The sequence below is a fragment of the Roseovarius sp. 217 genome, from assembly GCF_000152845.1.
Taxonomy (GTDB): Bacteria; Pseudomonadota; Alphaproteobacteria; order Rhodobacterales; family Rhodobacteraceae; genus Roseovarius.
The window spans coordinates 280,891-295,940 of record NZ_CH902584.1 but is presented as its reverse complement, the minus strand read 5'-3'; the positions used below and the strand labels follow the sequence as shown (position 1 = coordinate 295,940).

The 15,050-nt window shown below is 67.0% G+C and carries 6 protein-coding genes; all 6 read right to left on the bottom strand.

Annotation, left to right across the window (positions count from 1 at the left end; translation table 11 throughout):
* Positions 1-131: 131 nt before the first annotated feature.
* The 6 genes from ROS217_RS01465 to ROS217_RS01440 all read right to left on the bottom strand — a co-directional run bounded on the left by ROS217_RS01465 (position 132) and on the right by ROS217_RS01440 (position 15,012).
* Positions 132-791, bottom strand: a complete 660-nt coding sequence (locus ROS217_RS01465; RefSeq protein ID WP_009815866.1) for a 4'-phosphopantetheinyl transferase family protein — start codon at positions 789-791, stop codon at positions 132-134.
* Complete coding sequence (locus ROS217_RS01460; RefSeq protein ID WP_009815865.1) at positions 788-5,293, bottom strand: MupA/Atu3671 family FMN-dependent luciferase-like monooxygenase; 4,506 nt, start codon at positions 5,291-5,293, stop codon at positions 788-790. The genes ROS217_RS01465 and ROS217_RS01460 overlap by 4 nt, the downstream gene beginning before the upstream one ends.
* Complete coding sequence (locus ROS217_RS01455) at positions 5,290-6,264, bottom strand: glycosyltransferase family 2 protein (protein ID WP_009815864.1); 975 nt, start codon at positions 6,262-6,264, stop codon at positions 5,290-5,292. The genes ROS217_RS01460 and ROS217_RS01455 overlap by 4 nt, the downstream gene beginning before the upstream one ends.
* Complete coding sequence (locus ROS217_RS01450; RefSeq protein WP_254656361.1) at positions 6,261-12,650, bottom strand: type I polyketide synthase; 6,390 nt, start codon at positions 12,648-12,650, stop codon at positions 6,261-6,263. Before ROS217_RS01450 ends, ROS217_RS01455 begins: the two co-directional genes overlap by 4 nt.
* A 104-nt stretch (positions 12,651-12,754) precedes the next feature.
* Positions 12,755-14,122, bottom strand: coding sequence for an oligosaccharide flippase family protein (locus tag ROS217_RS01445; protein WP_009815862.1), 1,368 nt, complete (start codon positions 14,120-14,122; stop codon positions 12,755-12,757).
* 47 nt (positions 14,123-14,169) lie between these two features.
* Positions 14,170-15,012, bottom strand: a complete 843-nt coding sequence (locus ROS217_RS01440) for a glycosyltransferase family 2 protein (RefSeq protein WP_009815861.1) — start codon at positions 15,010-15,012, stop codon at positions 14,170-14,172.
* Positions 15,013-15,050 lie beyond the last annotated feature (38 nt).

The window sequence follows — 15,050 nt, the reverse complement described above, 5'->3', positions numbered from 1 at the left end:
GCGAGGTGCCATCCTGTCAGCCGAATGCCCCCAAACGGCCCTGACAGAATTAAGTCTCAACTTGGCCACAATTTAGCAATCGCGCCATAATTTCGCCACAGGTTATTTGCCGGGGTTTGGAAACAGACTGTTCAGAGGCGGGGCAGGGCGACCAATGCGGCGAGGATTCCGTTGGCTTGGACCAGATGACCGGCAAAGCGCGTTGCGGGTGAAAAGGGGGGGCAGGGGGGCTGGAGTTGGGCGATGAACCCGCCTGCCCCGTCAAAGCTGACCTCAAGATCGTGGAAGGAAAGCAGCCTGCGGCTCTGGGTGTATTGCGCCTTGTAGGTGGCTTCCTTGGCGCAAAAGAGGCCGCGTGACAGCAGGCCACTGGGGTCTTGGGCCAGTGCGCGGCGCTCGGCCGGGGTGCAGATCGTGGCCAGGGTGTCCTCGGGCAGGGGCAAGGCCGGTTCGAGGTCGAGGCCAAGCCCGGCCCAGTCCCGCGACCAGCCCACCAAGGCGAGACAGAGACCGGCGCCGTGGCTGATCGTGCCGGTCAGCCCCTCAGGCCATAGCGGCGCGCGGTCGGGGGGCATCGGGATGGGGGCGGGGGCGTGGCCAAGGCTGGCCAAGGCCATACGCGCCGCGCGGCGGCCCGCCGCGAATTCGCGACGCCGGGCGGGCACCGCGCGGGCCATGGCGGTGGCTTCCTCGGGCCAGAGGCCGGTCGCCTCGGCGGAAGGATCGCTTGCGGCCAGAGCGAGCCCTTCGGGCAGGAGGGCGCGCAGCGCGGCGATCAGCGCGGCGCTCACCCTTGGCGCGCCGCCCGCATGGCGCGGCGACGGGCCATCGCATCCGCCCGTGCATCGGCGCGACCGGGGGTCGGGGCCGGTGTGGCGGTATTGGCGGGGGCGGGGGGCGCGTCGCCGCGCAACTCCGCCACACGCGCCGCCAGTGTGGCCAGTTTCGGGCAGCGGAAGATGTCGGTGATGCTGAGCCGGTCCACCGCCAGCGTGGTTCGGATTTCGCGATGTGCCTGCACCGCCAAGAGGGAATGACCGCCCAGATCAAAGAAACTGTCCTGTGCGCCAATCTCGGACACGCCCAAGATCCGCGACCAGATCGCGGCGATCTCGCGCTCCAACGTGTTGGCGGGGGTGACGGGTTTGGGGGCTGCGGCGGGGCGCGGTGCCGTGATCCGGGAGTCCGGGGCAGGCAGCGCCTTGCGGTCGACCTTGCGGTTGGGGGTGAGGGGGAAGTGATCCAGCACAACGAAATGCGCCGGGATCATATGCGCGGGCAGATGCGTGGTCAGATATGCGCGCGCGGCCTCGGGCGTGGTCGTGCCGCGCAGATAGGCCAAAAGGCGCATGTCGCCGGGGGTATCCTCGCGCGCCAGCACCACCGCTTGTGCGACACCTGCGCAGCCCTCAAGCGCCGCCTCGATCTCGCCCAGCTCTATCCGGTAGCCGCGCAGTTTCACCTGCGCATCGGCGCGACCGATGAAATCGAGCCGCCCGTCGGCGCGCCAGCGAACCAGATCGCCGGTGCCGTAGATGCGCCCACCTGCCTTTGATTCTTCCGCCCGGAACGGATCAGGCCGGAACCGGTCTGCCGTCAGATCGTCGCGCCCGAGATAGCCGCGCGTGACGCCATCGCCGCCAATCCACAACTCGCCCGCCATGCCCACGGGCACCGGCTGCATCTCGGGGTCGAGAACATATGTCTGCGTATTGGCGATGGGTGTGCCGATACTCGAGGGACCGGGGGTCTCTTCGGCGGGGCCGGTAGTGGACCAGATCGTTGTTTCAGTGGGACCATACATATTCTCGATGCGCGCGCGCGTGACCTGCCGCAACTCTTGCACCAGAGCGCCCGGCAGCGCCTCGCCGCCCAGCATCAGACGCCGCAGCCGCCCGAGGGCGTGGCGGGATTCGTCGTTCATGGCGATCATGCGGGCCATTGAGGGGGTGCATTGCAGATGCGTCACGCCGTGGCGCAGGATCTGCGCGGCGATGGAAAAGTCATCCTCTGGGATAGCTCCCACGCGGTTTGAGCGGTCCAGCACGCGCGCGAGTGGGCGCAGACCGTCAAGCACCTGTCGCGCCGGAATACCGTAGTCGATGAGACAGGCCACCTCATCCACGCCGATCCGTTTCAGCCCCTCGACGCGGGCGACGCAATCTTCAACGGTGCCGAAAAGGCCGGAGTCCTCGAAATAGCGCTCAAAGGCGAAATCGAGGATGCCATCGAGCTCCTCTTCGCTAAGCGAGCCCAGATCCAGCTCGAACGGGTTGCTGATCCCTTTCGGGCGTTTGAAGGCCGGGAAGGCCCAGGCATATTGCTTGATGAGGCCAGCGGCGGAGCGCAGATAATCCTTCATCGGCTCGCGCGCGACGCGCCGTGCCTCTTCGCGCGTTTCGGCCACATAGCTGTGCAGCATCAAGGTCACGGTGAAGGCATCCGGATCATGTCCCGCCTCGCGCAGGGCGGTGCGGTAGAGGGTGATCTTGCCTGCCACCTCGTCGATGGACTGCCCCAAGAGATGTGTCAGTACATTGGCCCCATGTGCGCCCGCCTCGCGCCATGTCTCGGGGTTGCCGGCGGTCGTGACCCAGACGGGCAGTACCTTGGACACCGGGCGCGGTTGCGTCACCACGGCATGCATCGAGCCATCTGCGCGGGGGAATTCCACCGCCTCGCCGCGCCACAGGCGGCGCAGATCGCGGATCGCCTCGAACATGGCGGGCTTGTTGTGGGGTGGGGTATTTTCCGGGCGCAGGATGAAATCGTCAGGGTGCCAGCCCGAGGCAATCGCCAGACCCGCGCGCCCGTTGGTGAGGTTGTCGATCACCGCCCATTCCTCGGCTATCCGTGCGGGATGGTGGAGCGGGGCCACGCAGCTTCCGGCGCGCACGGCGATGTTTTGCGTGACCGCCGCGACGGCGGCACCTGTCACGGACGGGTTGGGATAGGGGCCGCCAAAGGCGTGGAAATGCCGCTCGGGTGTCCAGACCGCGCAAAAGCCATGGGTGTCGGCGAATTGCGCGCCTTCCAGCAGGGATTTGTATTTGTCGCGTCCGCTGCCATCGTCATTGCCCCAGTAATAGAGGCTGAATTGCATGCCCCGATCAGAGGTCGCAAGCTGCCCCGAGGACACCAGCGCGCGGCTTTCCTCGCCGCTGAGCACCAGCGTGTAACCGCGCGCGAGGGTGTAGAACAGCTCGAGCACGGAAATGTCGAAATTGAGGCTGGTCACGGCCAGCCAGACCGCCCCCGGTTCCGCCGGGATGCGGTCATCCATCCCGGCAAAGAAATTGGCGACGTTGCGATGCGTGACCATCACCCCCTTGGGGCGGCCCGTCGAGCCGGAGGTATAGATCACATAGGCCAGATCGTCAGGGCCCGCGCCGCCGTCAACCTCTGTGTCGGGCGCGTCGCTGAGGCGCGGGTCGGTGTCGAGCGTGAGGGTCTGCGCGGTTGGCGGCAGGGTCTGTGCCACGTCAGAGCGGGTGACGACCACGCGCGCGCCGCTGTCGCTGAGATAGAGCGCCAGACGCTCGGCGGGATAGGCCGGGTCCATCGGGACATAGGCCCCGCCCGCTTTCCAGATTGCGAGGGCGGCGGCCAGCATATCGGCAGAGCGCGGCAGGCAGAGGCCCACCAGCACGCCGGGGCCGACGCCCATCTGGCGCAGCACATGGGCGATGCGGTTGGCGCGGGCGTCAAGGGCGGTATAGGTGAGGGTTTCACGCTCAAAGACCACGGCGCGGGCATTTGGCGTCTTGGCGATCTGTGTGGCGATCAGGCGATGCAGGGGCCGGGCGTCATAGGCCGTATCAGTGCGGTTCCACGCCTCTGTGACCAGTCGGCGCTCGGCCTCGGGCATGGCGGCAGCCTCGCCGCGTGCCAGCGCCTCGAGCCGCCGCGCGAGAAGGTCGGCCAGAGCGGGCGAGAGCCGGGCAGCGTCATAGACGAGCGTTGGCGTATCGGCGAGGTCGAGGGTCAGCGCCGTGCCGGGGATGAGGCCGCGCCCGGCCAGACGCAGGCCGATATGCGGCGCTTGTGCGGCGTCAAGCGCCGGGTCACGGGCAAAGAGATCGAGCGCGAAGGCACCATGCGCCTCGGCCTCGGGGATGGTTTGGCGCAGGTCCGAGACCGCCACCGGCACCCAAGGGCAGACATGGCCCGGTGACGGTGCGGCCTCGACCGCCGCCCCGGCATAGGCGATATGCGTGGCCTCTGCGCCGCCCAAACGCGCGGCCCAGAGGCCAATCGCGTCGAGCGTATCGGCGGGCAGATCAAGCGGGCGGCGTTCTTCTGCGCCTGTACCGCTGCCCAGTGGCAAGGTTATGGGGCGCATGGCGCGCAGAGCGTTGCGCCAATAGCCATCCTGCGGGGCGAGTTTTGTCAGAAGGTCGGTGACGGGATGTGAGGTCAGCACCGAGCCCACCGCGATACCGGCGAGATCGACCGCGCCACCCTCTGGCCCGGTCAGTGCGCTGAGCCGCAGCGCGCCAGCGGCGGTGGCCACGGTCAGGCGCGTTGCATCGACACTGAGGACAACGCCCGGTGCGCCGCTGCCCGGCACCACCTCTGCCCGGCCCACGAGGAGCACGCGGTCGCCCGCGATGATCCGCGTCCTGTTGAGCGGATTGGCATAGCCGCCGTGATCGAGCGCGCGCACCAGCCGCGCCAGAGACTCGGCGGTTTGGCTGAAATCGAGGCAGAGCCCCTCGGGGCGCTGATCGCGGGCGAAATAGCTGCGCGCGCTGAGGTCTTGGGTCTGGGCCGTCACGGCCCCCTGTTCCAGCGCGGTGATGACATCGGGAAAGCTGTCGAGCGCTGCGGCGTAGCATTTGGCGTTGAGGGTAAAGGCGGTTTCATCCACCGAGATGTCCACCATGCGCTGTGCGACGATGCGCCCCTCGTCCACCCCGCCTTCGATCAGGTGCCAGGTGATGCCGTGCTGCGTCTCGCCGTTCAGAATGGCCCAGACCGGCGCATTGAGACCAGCATAGCGCGGCAAGGGGCCATCGTGGAAATTGACCGCGCCGCGCGTGGCGCGCGCCAGCACGGTTTGCGGCAAGAGGTCGAGATTGGCGATGGAGAGGAGCCAGTCGCAGCTCAGATCGCCCAAGCGCTCGGCCAGACCCGGACCGGGGGCGACGGTGCGCAGCCCCTTGGCCTCGGCCCAAGCCGCCACATCGGGGTGGCGGGTGACCACCGCCGCGATGCCATGCCCGCGCGCCAGCCATGCCGCGCCACAGTGCAGGGCGAGGGATTCGTTGCCGATCAAGAGGGCCTGCATCATGGTTTGATCCTTTTTGGCCTGTTCAGCGCCGCGCAAAGGTCACCCAGCACCAGATCGCGCAGGAAATGCGGCGGGCGGCCCGCACCCTTGCGCCGGATGAAGCGCCAGAGCGTGCCCAGCCCCGCGCCCAGCAGATGCGCCAGCGTGACAAGGGCGAGATAGGCGGCGCCGTGGTTCTTGGTGAAATAATAGCGGCGCGAGGCGAACCAATAGGCGGGCACGCGGTCCCAGTGCTTCATCCCGGTGCTGACCGATCCGATATGCTCAATCCGGCTATTTGCGACGAAATCGGTGCGCCAACCCGCGCGCGCGGCGCGCAGGCAGAGGTCAGTTTCCTCGAAATAGAGGAAAAATTCTTCGTCAAAGCCGCCGATTTGGTCGAGCACGTCTTGGCGGATCATCAGGCTGGCCCCCGCCAGCCAATCGACGGTCTGCGAGGTCTGGGGCACGGGCAGGGGCACGGCGGCATTGCGCAGGAGGCGGCTGATGGGGCCGATCCGCGCCGCGCCCTCAAATTCGCCCAAGATTGACGGAAAGCGAAAGCAGGTCACATGCGCTGCGCCATCCGGGCCATGGATATAGCTGCCTGCAAGCCCGGTTTGCGGGGTCGCTTCCAGATGGGAGAGCAAGGCGGCAATGGCATCGGGGGCGGGAAAGGCATCGGAATTGAGGATATAGACGTAATCGGGGCGTGTGCCGTCGCTGAGACCGGCGCGCATGCCCGCGTTATTGCCCGCGCCAAAGCCGCCGTTATGCCCCGATTGCACCACGCGCACCCGGTCCCAATCGGCAACACCGGCCTGCATCGCCTCGAACGAGCCATCGCCGGAGTCGTTGTCCACCAGCACAATCTCGCCCGCGATTCCCTGCATGGCGTGGCGGGCGGCATCCGCTGCTTTGAGGCTCATGTCGGGAGTGCGCCAGTTGAGCACGATGGTGAGAACGCGAGGGCCTTCTTGGGGCGCGGTCATTCTGCGGCCTCGCGTCGTTTGCAGACCGCTTGCGTGGCTTCCGCGGCCTCGATCACGCGGCGCATGCGCGCGGCCAAGACCCGCACATTGGGCTCCAACACCATGGAATCATGCGTGCCGGGCACCTCTGTCACCTGCACCTGCGGGGCAAAGCCCGCCCAGTCATTGTCGGCCAGGACATAGGCGCGCTCGCTGCTGACCCAGCGGCCATCGGAGACCTGCCATTTGCCCACCAGTGGCGGACGGAAGAGATGCAGCGCGCCTGCCCATGGGCGCAGCTGATATTTGGCGATGGCGCGGTAAAACGCCGCCTCAATGGCGCTGTCGTGGAATTGATGCGCGTCGGTCACGGCCTCGGGTTTGGGGCGGCGTTTGGTGATTTCCCAAGCGATCCGCCGCGCTGCCCACCGCAGCGGATAGAGCGGGCCACCGGCCCTGAGTTCCTGCCATTGGATCATCAGCCGGTCGCGACGCGAGAGCGGGCGGCGTTGGGGCAGCGGCGTGTCGAGCAGAACGATCAGCGCCACCTCTTCGCCTGCCGCGCGCAATTGCTGCGCCATTTCATAGGCGGTGATGCCGCCGCCCGAGAAACCACCCAAGAGATAGGGGCCGTGCGGCTGGACTTGGCGCAGTTCGGCGATCATGTCGCGCGCGGCCTCGGTCAGATCGTCATGGGGGGCAGCGCCGCCATAGAGGCCACGCGCCTGAAGGCCGTAGAAGGGCCGATCCTCGCCCAAGAGATGCGCCAGATGCCGCAGGTTCAGCACATTGCCGAACATGCCCGCGACGAGGAAGAAGGGCGTTTTCGGCCCGCCTTCGCCCCGGTGCATCGGCACCAGATGGGTAAAACGGCGCTGCGGTTCTTGTGGTGCGGGGGCGTCCTGCCCGGCCTCCTGCGGCCCGATTTGCGCCTCGATCAGCGCGGCACAGGCGCGGATGGTGGGGGCCTCGAACAGGATCGAGATGGGTAGATCGACGCGGTAAGCCTTGCGGATCATGCCAAAGAGGCGGACGGCGATCAGGGAATGGCCGCCAAGGTCAAAGAATGAATCCTCGGCCCCGACCTGTTCCAGCCCGAGCAGGTCAGACCAGAAGCCGGCAAGCCGCGTCTCGATCTCGCCCTCGGGGGCGACAAAATCGCTGTCGAGATCGGGGCGTTCAAAGCGCTGTCCGGTGCTGTCCGTGCTGTGCGCGCCCGCCTCTGCCTGCGCGATGAGCGCGGGCAGGTCGAGCGAGGAGACAAGGATTTGCGGCGCGGACTGTGCCAAGGCCCGGCGAAACGCCTCTGCCCCCTCAGTGGGGCGGATGCCCTCGCGCAGGTTGTGGCGCAGGCGCTCTTCGGCGGGGCTTGTCGGCGCGCTCTCGGTCTGGCCCTCGAACCGGACGTCACTGGCGCGCGGCGGCGTGAGGGTGAGGCCGCCCACCTGTTTGCGGATGGCGAAATCGGTGATCTCGATCAGCACCCGGCCCGCGGCATCGCAGAGCGTGATATCAAAGCGCGCGGTTTCATCGCTCGCGCGGTTTTGGGCCGCGTTGCGGATATGGGACCAGATCTCGGCCCCCAAGGGCGCATGGACGCTGAGCGCGCCATAGGACATGGGCACCCAGAGATCGGCCCCGTCATAGCCCGCAATCAGCCCCATGGCCCACCCGGTTGCGATATCCATCAGCGCGGGGTGCAGGAGATAACCTGCGGCCAGGTCGCCTTGCGCGCTCTCGGGCAAGGTCAGATGCGCCAGACCCTCGCCCGTGCCCAAGCCCATCGCGCGCAGCACGCGCCAGCGCGGGCCGAAATCAAGATGCACCTCTTGTGGGGCGGCGAGGGCGGTATCGCCCGCCTCTTGCCAGCCCTGCATACGCTGACGTATGGAGGCAAGATCGAGCGCCGCAGGCGGGGTGAGCGGCAAAAGGCTCAGCCCGGCCTCGGCCAGTGTGAGCCAGCCCTGACGCCCGGCCTGCGCGTGATCGCCCTCGATCCGCGCGGCATAGCCGGTGTCAGTGCGGATCAGCGTCAGGCGCATGCCACGGGCGCCGCCCTCGGGCATGTCAAAGGCGCGCAGGAACCACAGATCGCGGATTTCAAACGGGCCATCCTCGCCTTGCGCGCGCAGCGCCTCGGCCAAAAGCTCCAGATAGCCGGTGCCGGGCAAGAGCGCCTGACCGGATTTGGTGCGGTGCTGATCGAACACCCAGAGCCCGGCATCATACTGGGCGTGCAGCACGCGGTTGCCGAGCTCGTCATGGCTGGCCTCATGTACCAGCGGTGCCGCGACCGGTAGGCGCGGAGCGGCGAGCGCGTCGCCGCGTTGCTGCGCCACCGCCTCGGCGGCCATGCCCACCTCGGCCCAGATGCCCCAGTTGAGGGCAATGACGCGGGTCTTGTCGTCCGCGCGGCTGCGGGCATAGGCGTTGAGATAGGCGTTGGCGGCAACGTAATCCACCTGTCCCGCCGGGGCGGTCGCGGTGGAGGAAGAGGAGAAAAGCACCAGCCAGTCGAGCGTGCCGTCGGGAAACACCTCATCCAACACCTGCGTGCCGTGGATTTTCGGGGTAAAGACATCCTCGATCGTGTCGGGGCTTTTGCTGAGGAGGGGGGCATCCTTGATCACGCCCGCCGCGTGGATCACGCCATGGAGCGTGCCAAAAAGCGCCGCGATCTCGGCGCGGGCGGCTTGCATATCCTCGATATTGCTGACATCGCCCGCCACGACCATGACCTGACCGCCCAAGCCCTCCAATCGCTCGACGGCGGCGATACGCCGGGCCAGCGGATCGCCTGCACCGCGCGTGGCCATCACGCGCGGCCAGTCGGCGCGGGGGGGGAGCGGGCGGCGGGCCATCAGGACGATCTTGGCGTTTGAACGCGTGATCAGATCCTCGGCCAAGGTTAGGCCGATGCCGCCAAAACCGCCGGTGATCAGCACGGTCTGGCCCAGCGTGATCGGGGTCTCGGCGGGCAGGAGAGGTGTGGCCCGCCAGCCTGCCTCATAGCGCCGCGTGCCACGCAACGCTGCCACATGGTTGCGCGGGGGCTGCATCAGATCCTCAATCACCTGCGTCACCAGCGCCGCATCCACGCCGCGCGGGGGCAGCGCCAGATCAAGGCTTGCCGCCGTCACCCCCGGCAGTTCGCGCGGGATCACCCGGAGCGGGCCTATCAGCGTGGCCTTGGCGGGGTCGCGCAGACCCTCGTCGCGGACCTGCGCCGCATCGTTGGTGAGGGCGGTGATATGGAGGGGCGTTGAGAGCCCTTCGTCGACCATGGCCTGCGCCAGAAAGAGCAGGCTGTAAAAGCCTTGTTCCTGCACGCGGTGGAAAAAGCTCGAACCGGGGCGGTGGCGGGCGTCCCGTGTGACCAGCCAGAAATGCGCGATGCGGGTGGGCATGCGGCCCTCGGCATTGAGGGCGCGGATCAGCGCGTCATAGCCTTCGCGCCCACGTTCGGGCGAGAGGGCGAAGCGCCCCGGCGCAAGGGCTGCGAAGGCGTCGCCGGTCGTGACATACGTTACCGTATGTCGCGCCGCCGCGAGCCGCTTGCCCACTGCCGCCGCAAGCCCTGAGTCATCCTCGAAGATCAGCCATGTTTCGGGCGGGAGTGCGGCCAGATCGGCCTCGCTGGCAATCTCGACCTCGGCCAGATGCGGTCGCCAATGGGGCAGGTAGCCCCAATCGGTCAGATCGTCGCGGCGTGTGGGCCAGTCGTCTGCACGCGTGTCGCCTACCGTGCCGGGGGTGATGAAATAGGGCTTGTGCTGAAAGGCGTAAGTGGGCAGCGGCACGCGGGCGTGCCGGGCCTCGCCCCAGATTTGATCCCAGTCGATGCTGACACCTACCGCCCACATCCGCGCCAGCATCGCCATGAAATAGGCGTCGTCGGCGATGCTATCCTCGGGGTGGCGAAGGGTGCCGATGACCTGATTGGCGCTGATCGCGCCATGGGCCTGTGCGAGGGAGGCCAGCACTTTGCCCGGCCCCACCTCCAGGAACACGCGGCGCGGACCCTCGGCCAGGCGGCCCAGACCATCGGCGAAATGGACGGTGTTGCGCAGGTGGCTGACCCAATAGGCGGGGTCGGTCGCCTCGGCTGCCGTGAGGTAATCGCCGGTGCGGTTCGACAGGATGGGGATTTGCGGGGCGTGCAGGGGAATGGAGCGCAGGTAATCGCCAAAGCGGGTCAGGATCGGTTCCAGCATCCGCGAATGCGCGGCGATGTCGATGGGGATGCGCGCGGTCTCGACCCCCGCCTCTGCCAGACGCGCTGCCAGATCATCCAGCGCCGCCTGCGGGCCGGAGGCCACGCTGAGCCCCGGCGCGTTGACCGCCGCGATGTCGAGCGTCTCGCCAAGGTAGGGGCGCAGCGCCTCGGCCCCAAGGGGCACGCTGAGCATGCCGCCCTTGGGCACCGTGTCAAACAACTGCCCGCGCAGATGCACCAGCCCGATGCAATCCTCGAAGCTGAGCACACCGGCGAGACAGGCGGCGGTATTCTCGCCCATGGAATGCCCGATCAGGGCGGCAGGGGTCACGCCCCAGCTCTGCCAAAGCTGCGCCAGCGCGTATTCGGTGATCATGATCAGCGGCAATTGCACGGAGGGCTGTTTCAGCCGTTCCGTTGCCGCCGCCATATTGGCGGGGTCGGGCAGCCAGAGCGCGCGGATGTCGTAATCGAGTTTGGGTTGCAGCACCTCCAGCCCGCGATCCATCCATTCGGCAAAGACCGGCTCTGTCTCGTAAAGGTCGCGCGCCATGCCGGCATATTGCGCGCCGCCGCCGGGGAACATGAAGACGACGTCGGGCGTGTCGAGCGCCTCATGGGTAAAGACGCGGCGCGGATCGCCCTTTTCCAGCAGGGTTGCGGCCTCGTCGTGGGAGGAGGCCACCACCACGCGGCGGCGTTCAAAGGCGCGGCGGCCTTGCTTGAGGGTCCAGGCCACATCGGCCAGCTCCTGCTCCGGATGCGCGCGCAGATGCGCGGCCAAGCGGGCGGAAGTCTCATCAAGCGCCGCTTTGGAGCGGGCAGAGATCACCAGCGGCTGAAAGGGCCAATCGCTCGCCTCTGAGGGCGCGCGCGCGGGGGGTTCCTCGAGCACGACATGGGCGTTGGTGCCGCCGACGCCCAGTGAATTCACGCCCGCGCGGCGGGGATGATCGCGGCGCGGCCAAGCGGTGAGCCGGTCATTGACCGCAAAGGGGCTGCCGTCAAAGGCAATCGCGGGATTGGGCGCCTCATAGCCCAAGGAGGGCGGCATTTGCCCGTGATAAACCGCCAGCGTCGCCTTGATCAGGCTGGCCACGCCCGCCGCCGTATCAAGATGGCCGATGTTGGTTTTGACGCTGCCGATGCGGCAGAAATCGACCGCTTGGGTGGTCTCGCGAAACGCTTGAGTGAGGGCGGCCACCTCAATCGGATCGCCCAGATAGGTGCCGGTGCCGTGGCATTCCACGTAATCGACGGTCTCGGCGGAGATGCCCGCCACGGCCTGCGCCTCGGCCACTGCCGCCGCTTGACCATCGACGGATGGGGCGAGATAGCCCGCCTTGGCCGCACCATCGTTATTGACCGCCGATCCCTTGATCACGCCCCAGATGTGATCGCCATCAGCCAGCGCATCCGAGAGCCGCCGCAGCACCACGACGCCCGCGCCAGACCCGAACACCGTGCCCTGCGCGCGGTGGTCAAAGGCATGGCATTCGCCGTCGGGCGACAGGATCTCGCCGTCTTTATAGAGATAGCCGCGCCCCTGCGGCAGCTCAATCGTGACGCCGCCCGCCAGCGCCATGTCACATTCGCCATTGAGCAGCGATTGCGACGCCACATGCACCGCGACAAGCGAGGTGGAACAGGCGGTTTGCAGGCCGAGCGATGGCCCCTTGAGATCGAGAAGATGGCTGAGCCGGGTGGTCAGGAAATCCTTGTCATTGCCGGTGTGGCGCAGCAGAAACATCCCCACATCGTCGACGAGGTCGCGGTTGGAGCAGAGGTTGAAGTAGAAATAGCTGCCCATGCCGCAGCCCGCGAAAACGCCGATGGAGCCGGGGAAATGCTCGGGCGGGTGGCCTGCATCCTCCAGCGCCTCCCACGCCACCTCCAGAAAGCGCCGGTGTTGCGGGTCGAGGATCGCGGCCTCTTTGGGACCAAAGCCAAAGAATTCGGCATCGAACATCTCGAATCCGTCAAGGGGTGCGGCAAAGGGCACGTAATCGGGGCGGCGGATCATCTGCGCGCGCTCGCCTGCGGCCAGTAACTCGGCCTCGGTCATGCGCCTTATGGCACGCTGCCCCGCGCAGAGGTTCTGCCAATACTCCGTCACGTTCCGCGCCCCCGGCAGGTGCGCGGCCATGCCGACAATGGCAATCTCGGTGCCGTCAGGCGACGGTTGGGTCATGTGATCCGCCATCAAATCCACTGCTCAAATCATACGGTGCCAAAACTCGCCCGACAATGCGACTGTTTTGCGGCATGCCCTTGGCGATAATGGTGTTTTCTCAGTTACCAGCCAGAGAGCCGCGCCAGATCAGAGAGCGCCGCAGCGTTGAGCCAGAGCGCCAGCGCCGCCAGCGCCAGCCCCAGTGCTGCCATGGCTGCGTCATGCAGCGGGTCCCAGGCCTGCATGTGTCGTGCCAGCCAGATCACCACCGGATAGGCCAGCACCATCGCCGCCCCATAGCCCAGAAGGGCCCCCATCAGCCCGCCCCATGCGAGGCCCAGCAGGAGGGCCACAATCATCGACGCCGCCTTGGCCAGGGTCAAAAGGAAGAAGCGCCGCGAATCCCCCGCCGCGAGCGAGGCCTGATCATAGGTCATCACGATGATCTGCGGGAGTTGCATCAACGCCATCAGCACCACCACCGCGCCGGCCATAGTATAGCGGTCGTCATACATGATCCCCACCAGCCAGACGCCGAGGATGGCAAACCCGGCCGACAGCGCCATCAGCCCGCCCGTGACCGCAAAGCGCATGCGTCGCAGCTTGGCGAAATTGGCGGCGCTCTCTTGCGGGGGCAGCTCGCGGTAGATCGGGATCAGCAGCCGCCATGTCAGCATATGGCCCAAGAGCATCGGAAAGGAGGCGAGGAAGAAGCCGATATTATAGACACCAAAGACATCAAAGCTGAGGTATTTGCCCAAGATGAGCTTGTCCGCCTGATTGAAGAGAAAGCCGCAGATGGTGCTGAGGAAAATCCATTTGCCGAAATGGATGAGTTCCGAGGTCGCCAGCCGTTCCCAGCCCATCCGGTTCGATGCCCCCGGCAGAAAGAGCCAGAACAGCGCCAGCGCAACGCCCGCGCTGAGCACGCCCGATATCACCAGCGCCCAGACCGACTGCCACCACCACGCCAGCGCCACCGCCGCCACGATGCCGGTGATCTGCACCGCGAATTCGATGGCCGTGACCCGGCCCCAGCGCAGATGCCGCTTGGCGGAGTCAAGCGCGGTGGGGTTGAACCCGGTGATCAAGAGCGACAGCCCCGCCACCGGCAAAAGCTGCATCAAAAGGGGGTTGTCGTAGATCACCGCCACCGGCCAAGCCAGCGCGCAGGCCAACAGCCAAAGGCCCACGCCGCGCAGCGCCTGAATGGTCCAGGCGGTGTTGAGAAAGGCCGGATCATCGCCACGTTTGCTTTGCATGATTGCGGGGCTGACGCCCACGTCGGAGAATTGCATCAGGCCCTGGATGATGACCGAGACGATGGCCATCAGGCCAAAGGCCTCGGGGAAAAGCAGCCGCGCAAGGATCAGGTTCGACGCCAGCCGCAGCACCTGCGCCCCGCCGAATCCCGCGACAGTCAGCGCCGAAGACCGCAGCGCCCGCGCCAAGAGCCCCTCGCCCGAGAATATCGTCGTTAGCCGCTGCATCCGCCTCACTACTCCGTCGTTCCGGTTGCTCCGGACTTCGCGATGACTCAGCGGCCTCGCGCCCAGTCGTCCCCACCCTGCCGCAACCGCACGGCAATCGCCACAGCAATATAAGCGAGAAAGCCCAGAGGCACGCGCAGGGCGGCGCGCAGCACCCACGCCGGCCCACGAGGCCGCGCGTCGTCATTGGCCAAGAGCGCCGGGTACAGGCGCGAGATTTCCGCGACGCCCGCATCCTGCCTGCGCCGCACCCGGATCAGCGCGCCAAACCCCTCGACAATCGGCCAGCTGTAGGGGGCGGGCACCGCGTGGCGTTCGCGGGGGGCAAAGTGCAGCCGGGCAAAGGTATCGTCCGAGATAATCCCCGGCCAATCGCCCCACCGCGACCGACCCGCGCGGGTCATCGCAAAGAGGCCGCAGCCGGGCACGCCGTGGTGGAAAAAGGGCACGCGACGGTAAAACCCGGCATAAAGGCGGCTGAAGGCGTTGCGCGGTGTGGGAATCACAACCTGACCGCTGGCATAGCCCGGCCCTGTGCGGTCGAGCGCCTCGGCGATCTGCCGCAGGAGCGGGGGTGAAACCAAGACATCGGCATCGAGATAGGCCAGCACCGCGCCCCGCGCCACCGCCTCGCCCGCGCTCAGCGCGCCGGGTTTGCCACCCTGCGGCATGTCGAGCACGCTAAGCGTCCAATCGCGCGCCTGCGGACGGCAGGCTTCGGCCTCGGCCACGGTGGTATCGTGACAACCATTGGCCACGACGATCACCTCTGCCCCGCCCGGCACCGGCTCCGAGGCAAAGAGCGCCTGCAGGCAGGCGTCGATCATCCCCGCCTCGTTATGGGCGGGAATGATGACGCTGAGCCGGGGTGCGGTTTTGTCCGTCAACAAAGGGTTTCCAAATCCATCGCCCGCGAGCCTGTGCTGAG

Coding starts and splice junctions, on each gene's coding strand:
- ROS217_RS01450 (WP_254656361.1), bottom strand. CDS start 12,650: ATGACCCAACCGTCGCCTGACGGCACCGAGATTGCCATTGTCGGCATG.
- ROS217_RS01460 (WP_009815865.1), bottom strand. CDS start 5,293: ATGATGCAGGCCCTCTTGATCGGCAACGAATCCCTCGCCCTGCACTGT.
- ROS217_RS01455 (WP_009815864.1), bottom strand. CDS start 6,264: ATGACCGCGCCCCAAGAAGGCCCTCGCGTTCTCACCATCGTGCTCAAC.
- ROS217_RS01445 (WP_009815862.1), bottom strand. CDS start 14,122: ATGCAGCGGCTAACGACGATATTCTCGGGCGAGGGGCTCTTGGCGCGG.